Origin of the sequence: Labrys miyagiensis (genome assembly GCF_030160835.1) — a bacterium.
Taxonomy (GTDB): domain Bacteria; phylum Pseudomonadota; class Alphaproteobacteria; order Rhizobiales; family Labraceae; genus Labrys; species Labrys miyagiensis.
In genome coordinates, this window is sequence record NZ_BSPC01000059.1 from 52,132 (window position 1) to 72,389 (window position 20,258).

At 63.4% G+C, this 20,258-nt stretch carries 14 protein-coding genes; 7 read left to right on the forward strand and 7 right to left on the reverse strand.

Going from position 1 to position 20,258, the window contains the following annotated elements; all coding sequences use genetic code 11:
* Positions 1-50 precede the first annotated feature (50 nt).
* The 5 genes from QQL24_RS26415 (at position 51) to QQL24_RS26435 (ending at position 7,101) form a co-directional block, all read left to right on the forward strand.
* Positions 51-2,999: a 2-oxoglutarate dehydrogenase E1 component gene (locus tag QQL24_RS26415; RefSeq protein ID WP_284315287.1), complete on the forward strand. Its 2,949-nt coding sequence runs from the start codon at positions 51-53 to the stop codon at positions 2,997-2,999.
* Positions 3,000-3,010: 11 nt separating this feature from the next.
* Positions 3,011-3,331 carry a YciI family protein gene (locus QQL24_RS26420; protein WP_284315288.1) on the forward strand — a complete coding sequence of 107 codons (321 nt, stop codon included), beginning with the start codon at positions 3,011-3,013 and terminating at the stop codon, positions 3,329-3,331.
* A gap of 133 nt (positions 3,332-3,464) precedes the next feature.
* A complete protein-coding gene (gene odhB / locus QQL24_RS26425; RefSeq protein WP_284315289.1) occupies positions 3,465-4,709 on the forward strand; it encodes a 2-oxoglutarate dehydrogenase complex dihydrolipoyllysine-residue succinyltransferase in 1,245 nt (414 codons plus the stop codon).
* Positions 4,710-4,807: 98 nt separating this feature from the next.
* Positions 4,808-6,208 carry a dihydrolipoyl dehydrogenase gene (lpdA, locus tag QQL24_RS26430; RefSeq protein ID WP_284315290.1) on the forward strand — a complete coding sequence of 467 codons (1,401 nt, stop codon included), beginning with the start codon at positions 4,808-4,810 and terminating at the stop codon, positions 6,206-6,208.
* Between the two features lie 134 nt (positions 6,209-6,342).
* The gene (locus tag QQL24_RS26435; protein ID WP_284315291.1) at positions 6,343-7,101 is read left to right on the forward strand and encodes a LolA family protein; all 759 of its coding nucleotides are present in this window, start codon (positions 6,343-6,345) and stop codon (positions 7,099-7,101) included.
* Between the two features lie 63 nt (positions 7,102-7,164).
* On the opposite strand, the gene QQL24_RS26440 is transcribed toward QQL24_RS26435, so the two are convergent.
* The 5 genes from QQL24_RS26440 to leuS form a co-directional block, all read right to left on the reverse strand.
* A complete protein-coding gene (locus tag QQL24_RS26440; protein ID WP_284315292.1) occupies positions 7,165-8,220 on the reverse strand; it encodes an SGNH/GDSL hydrolase family protein in 1,056 nt (351 codons plus the stop codon).
* On the reverse strand, positions 8,189-9,601 hold the full coding sequence (locus QQL24_RS26445; RefSeq protein ID WP_284315293.1) for an MBOAT family O-acyltransferase: 1,413 nt from the start codon (positions 9,599-9,601) through the stop codon (positions 8,189-8,191). Before QQL24_RS26445 ends, QQL24_RS26440 begins: the two co-directional genes overlap by 32 nt.
* A 439-nt stretch (positions 9,602-10,040) precedes the next feature.
* Positions 10,041-11,066 carry a DNA polymerase III subunit delta gene (holA, locus tag QQL24_RS26450; RefSeq protein ID WP_284315294.1) on the reverse strand — a complete coding sequence of 342 codons (1,026 nt, stop codon included), beginning with the start codon at positions 11,064-11,066 and terminating at the stop codon, positions 10,041-10,043.
* 23 nt (positions 11,067-11,089) lie between these two features.
* On the reverse strand, positions 11,090-11,620 hold the full coding sequence (lptE, locus tag QQL24_RS26455; RefSeq protein ID WP_284315295.1) for an LPS assembly lipoprotein LptE: 531 nt from the start codon (positions 11,618-11,620) through the stop codon (positions 11,090-11,092).
* On the reverse strand, positions 11,607-14,234 hold the full coding sequence (leuS, locus tag QQL24_RS26460; protein WP_284315296.1) for a leucine--tRNA ligase: 2,628 nt from the start codon (positions 14,232-14,234) through the stop codon (positions 11,607-11,609). Before leuS ends, lptE begins: the two co-directional genes overlap by 14 nt.
* Before the next feature lie 216 nt (positions 14,235-14,450).
* On the opposite strand from leuS, the gene QQL24_RS26465 reads away from it, so the two are divergent.
* Entirely contained in the window at positions 14,451-17,609 is a 3,159-nt protein-coding gene (locus tag QQL24_RS26465) for a hypothetical protein (protein ID WP_284315297.1), read from the forward strand.
* A gap of 314 nt (positions 17,610-17,923) precedes the next feature.
* Here QQL24_RS26465 and QQL24_RS26470 read toward each other — a convergent pair whose 3' ends face one another.
* A complete protein-coding gene (locus QQL24_RS26470; protein ID WP_284315298.1) occupies positions 17,924-18,691 on the reverse strand; it encodes a hypothetical protein in 768 nt (255 codons plus the stop codon).
* 162 nt (positions 18,692-18,853) lie between these two features.
* Here QQL24_RS26470 and QQL24_RS26475 point away from each other — a divergent pair, with 162 nt between their 5' ends.
* Positions 18,854-19,516: a YggS family pyridoxal phosphate-dependent enzyme gene (locus QQL24_RS26475; RefSeq protein WP_284315299.1), complete on the forward strand. Its 663-nt coding sequence runs from the start codon at positions 18,854-18,856 to the stop codon at positions 19,514-19,516.
* Between the two features lie 143 nt (positions 19,517-19,659).
* Here the strand turns inward: QQL24_RS26475 and QQL24_RS26480 are convergent, their stop codons facing one another.
* Complete coding sequence (locus QQL24_RS26480; protein ID WP_284315300.1) at positions 19,660-20,190, reverse strand: L,D-transpeptidase family protein; 531 nt, start codon at positions 20,188-20,190, stop codon at positions 19,660-19,662.
* Positions 20,191-20,258 lie beyond the last annotated feature (68 nt).

Consider the following 20,258-nt stretch of genomic DNA (forward strand, 5'->3'; position numbering starts at 1 on the left):
GGAAGGGCGGGCGATCGGTGATCGCCCCTCCAGTTCGAAGGAAAAGGACGATGGATCGTCAAGACGAACTGAACGGGCGAGGCTTTGCCTATGGAGGCGACGCCGCCTATCTCGAGGATCTCTACGCGCGCTACGAGGACAACCCGTCTTCGGTGACCGGCGAATGGGCTTCCTTCTTCGCCGGCCTCGCCGACGACAAGGCGATAGTCGAGAAGAACGCGCGCGGTGCCAGCTGGGCCAGGCCCAACTGGCCGATCGCCGCCAATGGCGAGCTCGTCTCCGCCCTCGACGGCAATTGGGGCCAGGTCGAGAAGAAGGTCGGCGAGAAGATCAAGGCCAAGGCCCAGGATCAGGGTGCCACCATCACCCCCGAGGCGGTGCTGCAGGCCACGCGCGATTCGGTGCGCGCCATCATGCTCATCCGCGCCTACCGCATGCGCGGCCATCTCTTCGCCAATCTCGATCCGCTCGGCCTGCAGGCGCCCCGCGACCATGAGGAACTGCATCCTCAGACCTATGGCTTCTCGGAGAACGACCTCGATCGCAAGATCTTCATCGATCACGTGCTGGGGCTCGAATTCGCCTCCATCCACGAGATCGAGGTAATCCTCAAGCGCACCTATTGCTCGACGCTCGGCGTCGAGTTCATGCATGTCTCCGATCCCACCCAGAAGGCCTGGATCCAGCAGCGCATCGAGGGCACGGACAAGGAGATCTCCTTCACCCGCGAGGGCAAGCGCGCCATCCTCAACAAGCTGATCGAGGCCGAGGGCTTCGAGAAGTTCATCGACGTCAAATATACCGGCACCAAGCGCTTCGGCCTCGATGGTTCGGAGTCGGCCGTTCCGGCGCTGGAGCAGATCATCAAGCGTGGCGGCGCCCTCGGCGTGCAGGACATCGTGCTGGGCATGGCCCATCGCGGCCGCCTCAACGTGCTCGCGCAGGTGCTGGGCAAGCCGCATCGCGCCATCTTCCACGAATTCAAGGGCGGTTCCTACACGCCCGACGATGTGGAAGGCTCGGGCGACGTGAAGTACCATCTGGGTGCTTCCTCGGACCGCGAATTCGACGGCAACAAGGTGCATCTGTCGCTCACCGCCAACCCCTCGCATCTGGAGATCGTCGATCCCGTGGTGCTCGGCAAGGTGCGCGCCAAGCAGGACCAGCATGACGACGTCAACGCCCGATCGACGGTGATGCCGCTGCTGATCCATGGCGATGCCGCTTTCGCCGGCCAGGGCGTGGTGGCCGAATGCCTGGGCTTGTCGGGCCTGAAGGGCCACCGCACCGGCGGCTCGATGCATTTCATCATCAACAACCAGATCGGCTTCACCACCTACCCGCGCTATTCGCGCTCCTCGCCCTATCCCTCCGACGTGGCGAAGATGATCGAGGCACCGATCTTCCATGTGAATGGCGATGATCCGGAAGCGGTCGTGTTTGCAGCCAAGATCGCCACCGAATTCCGGCAGACCTTCCACAAGCCCGTGGTCATCGACATGTTCTGCTATCGCCGATTCGGTCACAACGAAGGCGACGAGCCGGGCTTCACCCAGCCGCTGATGTACAAGAAGATTCGCTCGCATCCGGGCGTGGTCGAGATCTACTCGCAGCGCCTGATCGAGGCCGGCGTCGTGACGGCCGGCGAAGTCGACAAGATGAAGTCCGACTGGCGGGCGCGCCTAGAGGCCGAATATGAGGCCGGCCAGGCCTACAAGCCCAACAAGGCCGACTGGCTCGACGGCCAATGGGCCGGCCTCAAGGCGATCGGCGCCACCGACGACGATCCGCGCCGCGGCGCCACCGGCGTCGACGGCGCCAAGCTGACCAATATCGGCATGGCGCTGACCAGGACGCCGGAAGGCTTCCATGTCCACAAGACCATCCAGCGCTTCATGGAAACGCGGCGCAAGATGATCGAGATGGGCGAAGGGCTCGACTGGGCGACGGCTGAGGCGCTGGCCTTCGGCACGCTCTGCGACGAGGGCCATCGCGTGCGGCTCTCAGGCCAGGACTGCGAGCGCGGCACCTTCTCGCAGCGCCATTCGGTGCTGATCGACCAGGAGACCGAGAAACGCTACACCCCGCTGAAGAACATCCGCGAGGGCCAGGGCAGATACGAGGTCATCAACTCGATGCTCTCCGAAGAGGCCGTGCTTGGCTTCGAGTATGGCTATTCGCTGGCCGAGCCGAAGGCGCTGACCTTGTGGGAAGCGCAGTTCGGCGACTTCGCCAACGGCGCGCAGGTGGTGTTCGACCAGTTCATCTCCTCGGGCGAGCGCAAATGGCTGCGCCTGTCCGGCTTGGTCTGCCTGCTGCCGCATGGCTATGAAGGGCAAGGGCCGGAGCACTCCTCCGCGCGCCTCGAACGCTTCCTGCAGATGTGCGCCGAGGACAACATGCAGGTCGCCAACTGCACGACGCCGGCGAACTACTTCCACATTCTCCGCCGCCAGCTCAAGCGCGACATCCGCAAGCCCCTGATCCTGATGACGCCGAAGTCGCTGCTGCGCCACAAGCGCTGCGTCTCCAGGCTCAGCGAGCTCGGGGCCGATACGACCTTCCACCGCATCCTGTGGGACGATGCCCAGTTCGGCACCTCCACCACCAAGCTGGTGGCGGACGAGAAGATCCGGCGCGTCGTGCTGTGCACCGGCAAGGTCTATTACGACCTGCTCGACGAACGCGAGAAGCGGGGCATCGACGACATCTATCTGATGCGCGTCGAGCAGCTCTATCCCTTCCCGCTGAAGTCGCTGGCCGCCGAGCTGTCGCGCTTCCGCAAGGCGGATGTGGTCTGGTGCCAGGAAGAGCCCAAGAACATGGGCTCCTGGTCCTTCGTCGAGCCGTATCTCGAATGGGTGCTCGGCCAGGCCGGAACCAAGGCCAAGCGCGCCGCTTATGCCGGGCGTCCGGCTTCGGCGGCCACGGCCACGGGCCTGATGTCCAAGCATCTGTTCCAGTTGCAGGCCTTCACCGACGAAGCGCTGACCATCTGACGGGAGAGACCATGCCCTTCTTCGTTTGCCGGCTCATCGCCCCGCGCCCGACCTTCGCCTTCGACATGACGGAAGCGGAGCGCGAGATGATGGGGCGGCATGGCGCCTATCTGCGCCAATGGGCGGAGGAGGGCAGCGTCATCCTGTTCGGACCGGTGGGCGATCCCAAGGGGCCTTGGGGGCTCGCCATTTTCGAGGCCGCGGACGAGGCCAAGGTGCGTGAGATCTTGGACGGGGATCCCGTCCTCAGCTCCGGCGCCGGCTTTTCCCATGAGATACTACCCATGATGCAGGCCGTTTCCGGGCGCCGCCTGCTCCATGCAAACCCCTAGAGCAATGGGCGTTTACCCGTAAACGCCCATTGCTCTAGCTCCTTGTTTTAACGCGTCTTTGCGTTCCTGATGACTCCATCGGATCGCAAAACGCCATGGCTAGAAGAGGAACCCCGCACGGGGCGCAAAAAATATGGCGACGGAAATCAAGGTGCCGACCCTCGGCGAATCGGTCACGGAAGCCACGATCGGCAAATGGTTCAAAAAGCCTGGCGATGCCGTGAAGGTGGACGAGCCCTTGCTCGAGCTCGAAACCGACAAGGTGACGCTGGAGGTCAACGCACCCGCCGCCGGCGTGCTGGGTGAAATCCTGGCCAAGACCGGTGAGACGGTGGGCGTCGGCGCTTTGCTGGGCTCCGTCGAGGCTGGTGGCGCTGCTGTTGCCGCGCCGGCCCCTGCCGCGGCTCCAACCGTGCCCGCTCCGGCGGCAACTCCGGCGCCCGCCGCCGCTCCCGCAACCGCCATGCCGGCATCGCCCGCCGCCGCCAAGATCGCTGCCGACCGCGGCCTCAACGTGGCCGAGATCGAAGGCTCCGGCCGCCGTGGCCAAGTTCTGAAGGGCGATGTGCTTACGGCCGAAGCGCCCAAGCCTACCGCTCCGGCCCCCGTCGCCGCTCCAGCGCCCGCGCCCGCCCCTGTTCCCGCCGCGCCGCGCGTGCCGTCGCCTGCCGCCGACGCTGCCCGCGAAGAACGCGTGCGCATGACCAAGCTGCGCCAGACCATTGCCCGCCGCCTCAAGGAGGCGCAGGCCAATGCCGCCATGCTGACGACCTTCAACGAGGTCGACATGACCCACGTCATGGCGCTGCGTAACCAGTACAAGGACCTGTTCGAGAAGAAGCATGGCGTGAAGCTCGGCTTCATGTCCTTCTTCGTGCGCGCCGTGACGCAGGCTCTCAAGGAGATGCCGGCCGTCAATGCCGAGATCGACGGACAGGACATCATCTACAAGAACTACTGCCACATCGGTGTCGCCGTCGGCACCGACAAGGGGCTGGTGGTCCCCATCATCCGCGATGCCGAGACGCTCGGCCTCGCCGCTATCGAGAAGGCCATCGCCGATTTCGGCAAGCGCGCCCGCGACGGCCAACTCAAGATCGAGGAGATGCAGGGTGGCACCTTCACCATCTCGAATGGCGGCGTCTATGGCTCGCTGATGTCGACTCCGATCCTGAACGCTCCGCAGTCGGCCATCCTCGGCATGCACAAGATCCAGGAACGCCCGATGGTGGTCGGCGGCCAGATCGTGGCCCGCCCGATGATGTATCTGGCGCTCTCCTATGATCACCGCATCATCGACGGCAAGGAGGCGGTGACCTTCCTGGTTCGCGTCAAAGAAAGCCTGGAGGATCCGGCGAGGCTTGTGCTGGACTTGTGATGCGATTGGGGGGCGGGTCTTCAGACCCGCCTGTTCCGCCCTTCACATGAAAGAGCCGGGTCTGAAGACCCGCCCCCCGTTTGAAAGAGCACTTCCCCATGCCCACCCATGATCTCGTTGTTATCGGCACCGGCCCCGGCGGCTATGTCTGTGCCATCCGCGCGGCCCAGCTCGGGCTCAATGTCGCCGTGGTCGAGAAGAACGCCACCTATGGCGGCACCTGCCTGAATATCGGCTGCATCCCCTCCAAGGCGCTGCTGCACGCTTCCGAGCTTTTCGACGAGGCCGGCCACGGCTTCAAGGCCTTCGGCATCGAGGTGCCGGCGCCCGTGCTCAACCTCGCCCAGATGATGAAGCACAAGCAGGAAACGGTGGACGCCAATGTCCAGGGCGTCGCCTTCCTGTTCAAGAAGAACAAGATCACTGCCTATCGCGGCAAGGGCAAGGTCCTTGGTGCCGGCAAGGTCGAGGTCACGGCCGATGACGGCTCCAAGCAGACCGTGGACACCAAGTCGATCGTGATCGCCACCGGCTCCGACGTTGCCCAGCTGCCGGGGGTGACTATCGACGAGAAGATCGTGGTCTCCTCCACCGGTGCGCTGGAACTTGCCGGCGTGCCGAAGAAGCTCGTCGTCATCGGCGCCGGCGTGATCGGCCTGGAACTTGGCTCGGTATGGCGTCGCCTCGGCGCCGAGGTCACCGTGGTCGAGTTCCTTGACCGCATCCTGCCCGGCATGGATGGCGAGGTAGCCAAGCAGGCTCAGCGCCTGTTCAGCCGCCAGGGCATGGCGTTCAAGCTCGCCACTAAGGTCACCGGCGTGACCACCAGTGCTACGGGTGCCGTCGTTTCGGTCGAGCCTGTCGCGGGCGGCGAGAAGGAGACGATCGCGGCCGATATCGTGCTGGTCTCGACTGGCCGCCGCCCCTACACGGACGGGCTGGGTCTGGAGGAAGCCGGTGTCGCCACTGAGCGCGGGCGGGTGGTGATCGACGATCATTTCGCCACCAATATACCTGGCATCTATGCCATCGGCGACGTGGTGCGCGGCCCGATGCTGGCGCACAAGGGCGAGGATGAGGGCATTGCCATCGCCGAGATCCTGGCCGGGCAGCATGGCCATGTGAACTACGACACCATCCCGGCCGTGGTCTACACCTATCCCGAGATCGCTTCGGTGGGGAAGACCGAGGAGGAGCTCAAGGCCGCGGGCATCGCCTACAAGGTCGGCAAGTTCCCCTTCACCGCCAACGGCCGCGCCCGCGCCAACCGCACCACCGAAGGCTTCGTCAAGTTCCTGGCGGATGCCACGACCGACCGCGTGCTCGGCGCCCACATCCTTGGCGCCGGGGCCGGCGAGATGATTCACGAGGCCGTTGTTCTCATGGAATTCGGCGGTTCCTCGGAGGATCTCGGCCGCACCTGCCATGCCCATCCGACCATGTCGGAGGCGGTGAGGGAGGCTGCCCTGGCGGTCGAGGGGCGCGCAATTCACATCTAGAACGCCCTTTTGCTGTTGCAAAGCCGCTAAAAGGCCATACACACGCGCTAGGGCATCGTCCAAAGCGGGACATGCCCGCCTTCTTTCCAAGCCGCCGGTTCGGCCCCTCGGGCCGGCCGCCCTCGGAGTTTCCAATGCCTGTTGCCCGGACCGTTCTCGCCGCCCTGAGCCTCTTTATGCTGGCGGGGACAGCCCTCGCGCAGGACGATCCGGCCGGTACGCCCACGCCGCCCTCCCGCCCGCCGGTGCAGCAGACCCCCACTGGTGCCGGCGACGTGCCGGCTCCCGAATTCGTGGCCTCCGGCCAGCCTCTGGAGATCGATACCCATCCGATCAATCCGAAGGGGGTCAGTGCGGCGGACAAGGCGACGCTCGACCAGATCGACACCTATTTCAACAATATCAAGTTCTTCTCCGGCGGTTTCGTGCAGGTCGGCTCGGACGGCAAGCGCGTCACCGGCAAGTTCTGGGTCTCCAAGCCCGGCCGCATGCGCTTCGACTACGATCCGCCCTCGGCGCTGCAATTACTGGCCGATGGCACATCGGTCGCCGTGCGCAACCGCAAGCTCAACACGCAGAGCCTCTATTTCATCAAGCAGACCCCGCTGCGCTTCCTCCTCGCCGAGAAGCTCGACCTGATCGAGGATTCCAAGGTGCTGGAAGTCGGCAGCGAGCCGGCGGGCATCAGCGTGGTACTGGAGGAAGGCTCGGCCGCGAGCGGCGGCAGGTCGCGCATCCAGCTGACCTTCCCCGCGCCCGCCTATGATCTGAGGCAGTGGACGATCACCGACCCGCAGGGCTACGACACCACCGTGACCATCTCGGGCATCGACCGCAAGCTGCAACTGCCGGATCGCATCTTCTACATCGACCAGCAGAAGATCTTGAAATAGCAACGCCCCGAACATCCTGTCCGCTCTTGATAGTCCCAAGAGCCGCCGTTTATGAAGGCCGGGCTAGTTGCTCGCCTTGTCGCAGACTATCCTCGCTCCGTCGTGGTGGCAATATTTGGCGATTTCCGCAGCCAAGAGGGGGGCGAACAGCTTGGCGCCTTCTGAGTTGAGGTGGGCTCCATCGTAGTAGAGCGAAGCATCGCCCCTGGGAAAGGGCAGGGTCGAGTTGAAATTGAGATAGATGAATCCATCATTGCTGACATCCGACCGCATGAAGTCATCGAATCCGGGAAAGCGCTGCTTCGACGCCGCGATCGCCGTATTCGATTGTGGAAACTGCACAAAAATAACTGGAACGCCGGTTTCACGCGAAAGCTTCTTTATCGAATCTATCGCCATGACCTGTACCGGCTCCTTGCGGAATGGCCCAGGAAATGGATCTTCGGTTGCCCCCGTCATGCTGGCCAAGGCGTGGACTTCAACCCACCCATTGTCATGAAGCACGGCGCTGTCGAACTTGCTGAACCGCTTGTCAAAGTCGGCGACATGCGCCCGCGCGTCCCAAAAGGCCGGTGGCCTTTCAAAGCGACCTCTCACAATTCGGCCGATCCAGCGTTTGATCTGAGTTCGCTGCCGATAGAGATTGAGAAACCGGAACATCTGGGTGTCCTGTTCCTTGACGCCTCGATCGAAGGCAAAATGCTCGATGCCATAGACGATCAAGCTCGGTTTTTTCTTCTCGATGATCGACTGGATCATTTGGCTGGCGAAGGTCACATTGGCACTGCCGGCCAGGCCTGCGTTGAAGGCGGTTCCCCCCCAAACCTGGGCGAAAGCATTGGGATCGAGCCCCTCTTCGGTAAGAGAGCTTCCTACAAAAAAGGTGTCGTAGTGCGCATCACTGTCCAGCGCAGCCTGCAACATGGCCGGCTTCTTCTCCGAGACCTCCTGCAGCGGATGCAGCGGCGGCACGAACAGATAGGAAAAAGCTTCAAGCATGGCGCATGCAATGAGGAAGACCGCCAATTTCCTGGCAATCCGCAGATAGCCTGCGCGATCCGTGACAGGCGAAGAGGTAATCGCCGCCTCAGAACTGGAAGTAAATGAAAGAGGCTTCATTGGATGCACCGTAAAGAATGATTGCCACCAATAAGGAGACATAGGCGGTCCGGCGGGCCAGAGGCGGCCATGCAGCGATGGCGAGGGGATGTTCCCAGCGACGCGTAAACCATTCGGCGACGACCATCAGCAAGGTCACGGCCAAGGCATTGTCGGCGTGGGTCGCGTGCCAGAACGAGCGTTGAAAATGCCACAAATGCGGATCGGCGATACGGCCGAGGATCTGCACGGCGGTTTCCACATTGGCTGCACGAAAGAAGACCCAGGCCAACGTCACGAAGGTAAAGGTGACAAGCGCCGAAACGATATTCGAGAGAGCCCCATCCGGCATGCGGTAGCCAGCCCTATGGCCCAGCGCGACGGCTATATAGGTCGAAGCATGGATCAGGGCCCAGATCAGGAAGGTGTAGTTGGCCCCATGCCACAGGCCCGAGATCAGGAAGACGAAGAAGATGTTGAACAGCCAGCGTCGGGTGGAAACGCGAGAACCGCCCATCGGAAAGAAGACATAGTCGCGAAACCAGGTGGTGAGCGAGATATGCCAGCGGCGCCAGAACTCGATGATGTTGACTGCGAAATAGGGTGTATCGAAATTGCGGATCAGCCGGATGCCCATGATCTTGGCCGTGCCGATAGCAATGTCGGAATAAGCGGAAAAATCAGCGTAGATCTGGAAAGAAAAGAACACGCTGGCAATGAGCAGCGATAAGGCCGAATATTGAGCGGGCGAAGAAAAAGCCACCTGGACGACCACCGCCAGATTGTCGGCTACCAGGATCTTCTTGGCGAGCCCCCACAGGATCTGGCGCGCTCCGTCTTCCACCATGGCCGGATCGAAGCGGCGCTCGCGCTGAATTTGCGGCAGGAGCACCGTCGCCCGCATAATCGGACCGGCCACCAGGTGTGGGAAGAAGGAGACGAAGCCGAGATAATCGACGAGGGAGCGCGTAGCGCGCATATGCCCCTTGTAGACATCGATCGTGTAGCTCATGCTCTGGAATGTATAGAAGCTGATTCCAGCAGGCAAGATTATGTTATTGAGCAAACTGAATTTGCTGTCTACAATATCATTGAAAGACGAGATTACAAAATTTGTGTATTTGAAGTAGCCTAGAAAAACCAGGTTGACGGAAATACTTGCAGCCAGTAAGAGCCGACGTCGTATCTGGTTTTGTTCCGCGTCGATCAGTAAAGCGAGCGAAAAATCCACCACGGTAGAGGCCAGCAACAGCACCACGAAGTAGGGATGTATCCAGCCATAGAAAATCATGTTCGCGGCCAGCAACAGGAAATTGTTGAGCCGCAGTCTGTGAACTGTCAGAAAATAAACCGGGAAGAATAAGACACTAAATAGCAGAAAATCGGTTGACGTAAAGGTCATGCAAAATGTCCCCCCCGGGAGATTTAGCCTACCCACCCCATTCGCCCGAATAATTTACAAGGGAGGGCGTATTTGGGGAGAATCAGAAAAAATTGTTTGGCGAGAAAGACTTAACTGGTTCAGCAGGGTTTCCCTTGCCGACGGAGTGTAGCACAGGACTTCTTGAATTTGCGCCAGTTAGAGCGATAAACTTGCAGCCAGTTGCGATGGCAATGCTATCACCTGCGGACGCAGGCGGACCGCAGCCCTAGCACATGGATTGGCGTGATCTGAAAGCCCACGGGCTCGGGCATCAGGCTTTGCCCGATGGCCATCCTCGACAAGCCGTCCGCCAAACTGCCCGCGAGTTGAACTCGCGGAGCCTCAGACGTTCGTTGGTCACGCTGCGGTCCCAGGAAGGGACGTCCGCGCTCCCTCTCCTATGCCGCCGCCGCTCCGGTCACCTTCTCCTCGCCAGCAATGCGATGCGCATCAGGGCGCGTGAGACGATTGCCTCGTCCAGGGCTGCATTGCGCCTCGCATCGAACACCGCCTCCGACAGATCGGCGACAATCCGATCGAGCCTGATCATGCTGAGCACCGCCAATTGCGCGGTGACTGCGGCCCGGCGCTTGAAATAGATCTGCATCCCCATCGTCTCAACCACGCCGGCCGGCGGCCGGCCCTTCTCGACCTCGCCGCGTAGCCTATGCAGGAGGAGGGCGTGGCGCAGCGCCATGCCGGCGAGCTGGGAGGTATTGACGCCCTCGCTCCAGGCCTTGGCGAGGGTGGTGTCGAGCCTCTCGGCCTGACCCGAAAAGGCCGCGTCGATGATCTCGTCGGTGGCAAGCGCGCTGGCATCGCCCACCACGGCCTCGACGTCGCGCGCCTCGATGCGTCCAGCGCCGTGGGCGTAAAGGGTCAGCTTCTTCAATTCGCTGCGCGTGGCCAGCCGGTCGCCGCCGAGCAGGCCCATGAGCATTTCGCGCGCATCGGGGGCGATAGTAAGCCCGGCGCCCGCCACTTCCTCGGCGATGATCTGGCCGATATTTGTGCTTTCGTCGCCGAAGCAGGCGATCACGGCTCCGGCCCGCGACTTCTCGACCAGAGTCAGCAGCGCATGGCCCTTTTTCAGCTCTCCCGCCTCGATCACCACCCGGCAGGCGCCGGGCGGATTGAGGAGCACTGGTTCGACGGCGGGAATGAGGTTGCGGCTCCCGGCGCGCAGACGCACGGCCCGGCGGCCGCCGAAGAGCGGGATGGTGAAGACCTCGTCGGCAAGGCGCGCCGGATCGCCGCTGACATCGTCGCCGTCGAGGCGCACGAGCTGGAAGGGGTCCTCGACATCATCGACCGAAACGGCGGCGAGCGCACGCGCGCGCTCGCTCACCAGCCCGGTATCCGGCCCATAGACCAGAATGACGGCGAAATGCGTATCCGGCTTCTTGATGAAAGCATCAACGGCCCGCCGCTCGATCGTCGCCATGAGGTCCTTATATCCTTACGCCCTTAGGGGTGATCGGCGAGCCAGGTCGCCAGGCGCAGGCGGATCTGGTCGGCCATTACCTCGGCTGCGTCGTTTTCGGCATTGCGCTCAGCCCGTATGGCAGCGTAACGCTGCAGGCCCGAGGCATAGGATTTGCGGGTGTTCATCTTGGCCTTGTAGAGCACCTTACCCGTTGCGGCATCCTTCAATGTGAAGTCGACCGTCACTGTCACCATGTCGATCTGCGGCGTGGCATTGAGCGCATTGACAAGCGCCGATTCGCCGATGGTGGAGGTCACGAGCGCCAATGTGTATCGTGTGGGCGGCGCCTCGGCGCCGCCAGTCAGGTTGAACGAAAGCTTGTTGCGCACCTGCTGGCCGATACGGTCGTCGATGGGATCGATGGAGATCGCGGCAAGGCGATCCTTCAGTCCCGGAGCGCCGTTGGCGGGGTCGGCCAGCATCGGGCGAAAGCAGCCGCCCAGCATCAGGGTTGGAGCGAGCGCCAGCGCAAGGAGCGCCTTACGGCGGGTGGGCTGATCAGACGACGACATTCACAATCCTTCCCGGCACCACGATGATCTTCCTGGGCGTACGGCCCTCGAGGGCGCGCTGCACCGCTTCATTCGCCAATGTGGCAGCTTCGACCTCCTTTGGCGACGCCGATTTCGGCACCGTTACATCTGCGCGCTTCCTGCCGTTGATCTGCACGGGCAGGGCGATGGTGTCGTCCTCCAGCAGCGCCGCCTCGGCCTCGGGCCAGGCGGCCTCGGCAACCAGGCCCCCGGTGCCCAGCAGGGTCCAGCACTCTTCGGCCAGATGCGGCATCATCGGGGCGATGAGCTGCACCAGGATGATGGCAGCCTCCCTGAGGGCGGCGGCAATATCGAAAGGCACGCCCTCGCCATGCTTGAAGCCGTCCAGAACGCGGCCCATGACATTGGTGAGCGTATAGATGTGGGCGACGCAGCGGTTGAAGGCGAGGCGCTCGATATCGGTCTCCACTGCCGCCAGCGCACGGTGCGCCGCCTTGCGGATGACGAGCGCTTCCGCCCCGCCCGCATCGGGGCCGGCCGCCTCGGTGCTCTGCGCCACGATCTCGTTGACGATGCGCCAGATGCGCTGCACGAAGCGGCCTGCGCCCTGCACGCCGTCCTCCGTCCAGATCACGTCGCGCTCGGGCGGCGAGTCGGAGAGCATGAACCAGCGGGCGGTGTCGGCGCCGTAGTCGGCGATGATGTCGTCGGGATCGACGACATTCTTGTGCGACTTCGACATCTTCTCGATCGGGCCGATCTCGAGCGGTTCGCCCGTGCGGCTGTTGAAGGCGCGGCGCTCGGCGCCGTCACCCTCGATGCGCACATCGGCGGGCACGATCCACTCGCCATTGGCGGCGCGATAGCTCTCATGCACCACCATGCCCTGGGTGAACAAGCCCTTGAAGGGTTCGTCCAGCCCGACATGGCCGGTCCTCTTCATGGCGCGCACGAAGAAGCGGCTGTAGAGCAGATGCAGGATCGCGTGCTCGATGCCGCCGATATACTGGTCGACAGGCAGCCACTCATCGACCTCCTTGCGGATGGTCGGCGTGGTCTCGACCCATGGGTCGGTGAAGCGGGCGAAATACCAGGACGAGTCGACGAAAGTATCCATCGTATCCGTCTCGCGGCGGGCATCGTGTCCGCATTGCGGGCAGGAAACGTGGCGCCAAGTCGGATGATGGTCCAGCGGATTGCCGGGCCTGTCGAAGGTGACATCGTCGGGCAGCTTGACCGGCAGGTCCTTCTTGGGCACGGGCACCACGCCGCAGACCTCGCAGTGGATCACCGGGATTGGACAGCCCCAATAGCGCTGGCGCGAGATGCCCCAGTCGCGCAGGCGGAAATTCACCTTGCGCTCGGCCACCGGCATGTTGCCGCGGGTCTGGCTCTCCAGCCGCTTCGCCACCTCTTCCTTGGCCTGTGCGATGGTCATGCCGTCCAGGAATCGCGAATTGATCAACAGGCCTTCACCGTCATAGGCGGTGTCGGTGATCACGAAGCTGGCGGGATCCTGGCCCGGCGGACACACCACCGGGGTATTGCCCAGGCCATAGGCGTTGACGAAATCGAGGTCGCGCTGGTCATGCGCCGGGCAGCCGAAGATGGCGCCGGTGCCATATTCCATCAGCACGAAATTGGCGACGTAGACGGGCAATTTCCACGAGGGATCGAAGGGATGCTCCGCCCTGATGCCGGTGTCGAAACCCTTCTTCTCCGCCGTTTCGATCGCCGCTTCGGACGTGCCGGTACGCTGCACGTCCTCGATGAAGGCAGCCAGAGCCTGATTCTTCTCGGCCGCAGCCTTGGCCAGCGGGTGGTCGGCCGCGATCGCCATGAATTTGGCGCCGAACAGCGTGTCAGGACGGGTGGTGTAGATCACCAATTCGCTCTCGCCGGCGGACACGGTCTGCTGGTCCAGCATGAAGCGGACCTGCAGACCTTCCGAGCGGCCGATCCAGTTCTTCTGCATCAGCCGGACCTTCTCCGGCCAGCGATCGAGCGTGTCGAGGGCTTCCAGGAGATCCTGCGAATAGTCGGTGATCTTGAAGAACCACTGCACCAGTTCGCGCTGCTCGACCAGTGCGCCCGAGCGCCAGCCGCGGCCGTCGATCACCTGCTCGTTGGCGAGCACGGTATGGTCGACCGGATCCCAGTTCACCCTGGAGACCTTTCGCTCCACCAGGCCCGCCTGCAGGAAGTCCAGGAACATCGCCTGTTGATGGCGATAATAGGAGGGATCGCAGGTGGCGATCTCGCGGCTCCAGTCCAGCGACAGGCCCATCGATTTGAGCTGGCCGCGCATGGTGTCGATATTGGCGTAGGTCCATTTCGCCGGATGCGACTTGTTCTGCGCCGCTGCATTTTCAGCGGGCAGGCCGAAGGCGTCCCAGCCCATGGGGTGCAGCACGTTGAAGCCCTTGGCCCGGCGATAACGCGCCACCACGTCGCCCATAGTGTAGTTGCGTACGTGACCCATATGGATGCGCCCGGAGGGATAGGGGAACATCTCGAGCACATAATAACGCGGCCTGGGATCCTCGTTCTTGGTCGCGAAGATGGCGTTGTCAGCCCAGGTCTTCTGCCATCTGGGCTCGGCGTCGCGGGCGTTATAGCGCTCGGTGGTCATGGAACAGCAACTCAAAAAGGGTAGGTCGGAACGAGTACGCGTCTCGTCGGTATGCGGGGATGAAGGCTTTTAGCGGGGCGAACCCGTTATTGCCAGCTTTGTGTGGGGGAAAGGAAGAGAGATGAGGTTCATCGTTGCCCAAATCGTAATGTGTGCCTAAAACTTAGCATGGTTTATAAAATAGGCAGTATAGCAGCGGGGCAGTGAGGGCAGGGCATGAGCAAGCCGAACGTTCGTCCCTTGATTGCATTTTCGATTCTGCAACTCGAAGAAGCATTCGAGGCGGCGGTGCTCGCCCGGGACGACAAGAAGATCAGGGAAGTCGCCAAGGAATTGGAATGCCGCAGCGTTCCGAAAGCCAAGAAGCTCCTGCGCAGGGTGTCGGATCACATCGAAGCGACCAGGAAGTCGCGGCAAGCTGCGAGGAAGCCGAGTCCCGCCGAACCCGGGGACGGCAGCGCAATGGAGGCCGCCGCGCCCAAACCTCCGAAGGCGGCGCCGAGAAAGAAGGCGAAGGCCGAGACCGTTCCGCCCGCCAGTGCTCCGCCGGCTCCCGCGCCCGCCGAACAGGATGCCGCACCGCCTGAACCGTCAAGGGAGCTGAGCTCCAGCCAGACCAGCCGGCCTCCCATCCGGCAGGAGCCGGCCTCCGACAACCTACAGACGCATGCGTTGGACCCGGCGAAGGCGCGCCGCGTGCTCGATGCCTGGATGCTCGCGGAAATCCTGGCGCCCTATGGACGCTATGGCAGGCCCTCCGATCTCATCGAGGACAGTGAGGCTGGTATAGCGGACTTCGCCGTGACATCAGACCTGCCCTGGCTATCGGGCGGGGAAGGCCACACGCAGGGCGGCCTGTTCTATCGGGTCGTCGTCGGCGCTATTCGCCTGGACGAGGCGGCAGCGCGACTGTTCGAGCTCTACGGCGACACGAAGATCGATGGTGCCGCGCCCTCCGGCTTCGCGCCGATCGCCATCCTGACCCTGGAGCGCGATGGCAGGCCGATCGCGAGCGAGGCCCTGGCGATTTCCAGCTTTGCCTGGGCGCTGCCATCTGCCCTGAAACGGGACTTCGTCGCACTTGCCGGTTGGACGCAGGTACGGCCGATCCTCACATTGGAGGCCGAAAGGCTGTTGCGGCCGGCGGGAGAGGTGGCGGAGCCTCCTATTCTAACAGCGGCGCTGCTGCAGGGCCTTTTCCAGCATCTCGTCGAAAAACTGGAATTGCCGGCTGAACTTGCCGTCGCACCCCATTTCGCTATTCGGATCGAGCGGAACTGGCGCGGGGAGATGCTCCCCGATTCGCCGGCCGTGGAAAGTCCTTATCTTGCCAATCTTGGGACGGCGCAGCAGCAGCTCTCCAGAACCCGCTCTCATGAGAACCTCGCCCGCTATCTCGGCCTGAAGGTTCCCTCTCGCCGGATCGATCTGCGTGGAAACGACATCGCGCTCGCGGATGCGATTGCTCCTGCGAAGATACCGCCCGGCAAATGGCCCGCCGGAGCAGAACAACCGCTCGTTCTTCTACAGCAGGCAGCCGTGAATCTGGCCCTCGACGGCGGCGAGGCATCCCGACTCCTGCCGATCAACGGGCCCTCCGGCACCGGAAAGGGCGCCCTGCTGCGCGATCTGATCGCTGCCCTGGTGATAAAGCGGGCCGACGCGATGTCCGAGATCACCAATCCCCGCGAGGCCTTCACCCATATCGGCAAGGTACGGGCGACGGACGGCTTCACCGATCGCTACGTGGTCAGCGAGGCCTTGAAAGGTCATGAGATCGTGATCGTCTCATCCAACGATGCGTTGGAAACGATCGTTACCGAACTGATGGACCGGCGGACCATTGACGCCGCGCGTACCGATCTGCGCTATTTTGGCACGGTCGCCGATCGTCTCTTCCAGGCGGATGCGGCGGGGCCGCGGAGCTGGGGCCTGCTTGCCGCAGCGCTGGGCAGGGTGTCCGACCTCGCGAAGCTCAGGCGCGCGATCTGGGATGATCAGGAACACGGCCTCAGGCCCTACCTGATCGAGGCCGTCGGCGCCTCGCAATCCATCGAGGCCGGCGTGGTCGCCGCCAAAGGTGGGCAGCGCCGCAAGCCCGCCGTGGTGGAGGTCGAGATGCCTCCGGAGAAGGCCGAGGCGCTGCTGCGCTGGCAGGAGGCGCAGCGCGTCTTCAGGTCGAAGGCGAAAGAAGCCAGGGCTCAGCTCGACGTCCTGGAGCGTGGCCGCCAGGCCCTCGGTGAGCGGGTTGATCCCGAGACCGAAGAGGCGCTGCGGGTTCAGCTTACGTCGGCGGGAGCGGCTGTGGAGGAGGCGCGTGCGCTCCTCGCCAATCTCAGCGCGCAGACCGAGGCGGCTCGCGGTGCCCTGGCCGAGGCCGAGCAGGCGCTGCAGGATCACGCCGCCAGCAAGCCCTCCTTCCTGCGCCGCCTGGTCGGCGCCAGGCAGCCCCTGGCCTGGAGCCAGGCCAGGGAGCAGCTGCAGCGTGAGTGTGACGACCTGTCGGAGAAGCTGGCCGGCCTCGAAGGCCAGTTGAAGGCCGCAGGATCGCGGCACGACGAGGCGACGGCTCTCCTGGCAAATCTTCGCCAGATTGCCGGGCAGCTCGAAGCCAGGAAACAGTCGGTGGCGGAAGCGATCGATGCCACCATCGCCCTCAGCGGCCTCGGCTTCGTGGACGCGGCCTTCTTCGACCGGCCGGATATGGAGGTCCAGCGCGATACGCCCTGGCTGAGCGCCGAGATCAACCGGCTGCGCGAGGACCTCTTCGCTGCCGCCATGGGGCTGCACCGGGCTTTCGTCGATGCAGCGGCAAAGCCCGTCAGCTCCAATCTGGACCTGTTGTTCCGCTGCTTCTCGGGCAATGCCGAATGGACGGAGAAGATGCGCCCGCTGATGCCGGATCTGTGGGCGACCTTCTGCTGCGTCATCCCGGTGATCGCCACCACTTTCGAGGCAGTCGAGCATTGGTTCGAGGCGCTGGAGCCGGAGGCGCTCGGCTGGTTCCTGATCGACGGGGCCGGCGAGATTCCGCCTCAGCACGCGGTCGGTGGCCTTTTGCGCGCCAAGCATGCCGTCGTGATCGGCGATCCCATGCAGCTTGCGCCGGTGCCCTGCCTCTCGCCGGGACTGGTCGAGGCGATTGCCGGGCATCTCGACGTCGACGCCGAGCGCTTCATGGCCCCGAGCGCCTCCGTGCAGACGCTTGCCGGCGGCGCCAGCGTCTTCGGCAACACCGTGGCGCTGGGCGGAGCCTGGAAGCGCCAGGCAGCAAAATCCTCGGCTGTCCCGGCGTCCGGGCCGTCCATGAAAGCCGGCGGACCCCAGGGCCTTCCCAAAGCATTTTTGAGAAAAGTCGACAGATTTTCCGATTAGAGCGTGGTGGCTTTAAGTTCGATGGCTTTGGCTGTCATCCCCGGCCGTATCCTCACAAGCTTTGCTTGTGAGTATGCTCACGAGCGCAGCGAGAGAGAGCGAGGGGAAGGGGATCCAGGGGCCCATGAGGCAGAGACCTTTGGCCCCTGGATCCCCTTCCCAAGGGCTCCGGCCTTGCCGGGGATGACAGCTTCCCCTGTCTCGTTGGCGATCGTGTCTAAAGCCACTATGCTCTAGAAAAGTGCGTCAAAACAAAGAGTTATAGATCGTCGCATTTTGCGATTCTTAGTGATTCGATCTGAAGGTAAGACGCTCTAGCGCTTCAGGTACTCCAGCAACCCGTTGACCGCATCGCTGGTGGCATGGCCCTGGACATGGGTCTTGACCAGCAACGAGCCTTGGTTCTCGGCAAAATCCGCCCGATCGATCTTGACATCGAGCCCGGGAATGTCGGGCACCACGGCCTGGGCCTTGTCCGACTCGAGCGCCTTGGCGATGGCTTCGGTAAGCCGGGCATTGACGTCGCCGAGGATGGCGGACGCCGCCTGGAGGGTTTCGGGATGGCCCGTGCGGATGTCGGCCTGGCCCTTGACGCGTAGCGCGACCTGGCGCGGCGTCGGGGTATAGAGCTCGACCGGAATGATGATCGAGATCGTGTCGGTGGCGATCTTGGTCTTGACCTTCTGGCCCAGCACCTTGGCGCAGGCCCAGGCCGTCACATGGCCGGAAATGTCGAGCACGGCGGTGTCGCCATCCGCCCTGATATGGGCATCATCGACGCTGTTCACCACCAAGTTGGCGCCCTTGTGCCGGCAGGCGTCGTCCGGGAGCGGCAAGCGTTTGGCGATCTCCAGAGCCTTGTCCTGCAAGTCCTTGAGGTCGCCAGTCGCCACCAGGTTGAGCGCCATGCGATCGGCGTCCGTGTGCATGTCGAGCGAGGCTGTGACGGGGATATCGACCGTGACGCCCAGGATCTTCACCGGCACCGTCTGCGGCCCGATATCGAGCGCCCGGGCCGGCAGCGACAGGCCACCGAGGACGAGGAGGGCAGCAATGGCACTTCTACCGGCGAAACGGGGCATGGACGCACCTTCCTGAAACATTGGTCTTGGAATTGAGGGCTTTTATCATGGCAAAGTGATGTTCTGATAGCCTTCGGCCGACGCCGGCGCTATCTCCGGGCTCGATCCGTGCGTTCACGCACCCGGTGGAAGCCGCCCGGAAAGCCGCCCAGGAAGCCAACAATGTCCGATGCCACAGCCCGCCTCGCCGAAGTCCGCCTCGCCATTGCCCGCGCGGAGGCGGATGCCCATCGCCCGGCGGGCTCGGTGACCCTGGTTGCCGTCTCCAAGACCTTCGGGCCGGAAGCGATCGAGCCTGTGCTTGCCTCGGGCCAGCGCGTCTTCGGCGAGAATCGCGTGCAGGAAGCGCAGGGCAAATGGCCCGACATGAAGGAGCGCTATCCCGATATCGAGCTTCATCTCATCGGCCCGCTGCAGTCGAACAAGGCGAAGGAGGCGGTTGCCCTCTTCGATGTGATCCACACCGTCGATCGTCCCTCGATCGCCCAGGCGCTTGCCAGGGAGATCGCCCGGCAGGGCAAGGCGCCACGCCTCCTCGTGCAGGTGAACACCGGCGAGGAGGAACAGAAGGCTGGCGTGATCCCGCAGGAGGCGGATGCCTTCATCGCCGCCTGCCGGCAGGAGCACGGCCTCGAGATCGAGGGGCTGATGTGCATCCCACCGGTCGATCAGTCGCCGGGCCCGCATTTCGCGCTGCTCGCCAAGATCGCCAGGCGCAATGGTCTGACCGTGCTTTCGATGGGCATGTCCGGCGATTTCGAAACGGCCATCGAGGTTGGCGCCACGCATGTGCGGGTGGGGAGCGCGATCTTCGGGGCAAGGTGATCGGGAGCGCGGACATCCTGTCCGCTCTTGAACCGAAGGTGGGACGGGAGAGAGCGTAATTGGTGTGCCAGTCTTTAGACCGGCCTGCCGAATACGGTTCACGTCCTGGATCGAAGAGCGGACAGGATGTCCGCGCTCCCAGGCTACCCGATCACCATCACCGCGTGGCGCGACAGGCGCGGTAGCACCTTGCGGAAGACGTCGGGCGTCACCGCCACGCAGCCTGCCGTGGGCGAGCCGTTCTCGCGCGACAGGTGCCAGAAGATGGCGCTGCCGCGGCCTTTCACGATCGGTCCGTCATTCCAGCCGAGCGGGACGATGACGTCGTAGAGCCTGTCGGCGCGGGTCAGCCTTTCTTCGCTTGTCTGGTCGAGGGGGCGCTTGATCGGCTTGTTGTAGCGCCGGTCGGCGACATCGTCGCACCAGGCGTCCTCGGGCTGGATGGCATGGAAGGGCAAGGCGGAGGGGATGCGCGGGCCGCGGTCGCGACGCTGCAGCAGGCCGCGCAGGGGCAAGGCGCCGCGTGGCGTACCGCCATCGCCCTCGCGCTTGGCCGTGACGAGGCCGCTGCGTCCGAGCACGCAGGGGAACGTTATGCCGGCTACGGTCAGGCGTCCTTTCGTACGGCAGAGGGGCGAGGCCTGCACACGCAGGAGCCTGATTCGGCGCTTCACGGCGTTATTTCCAGCTTCTTCATCGCAAAATCTTTGTCGAAAGAGCATCCCATTATTTCACAAATCAT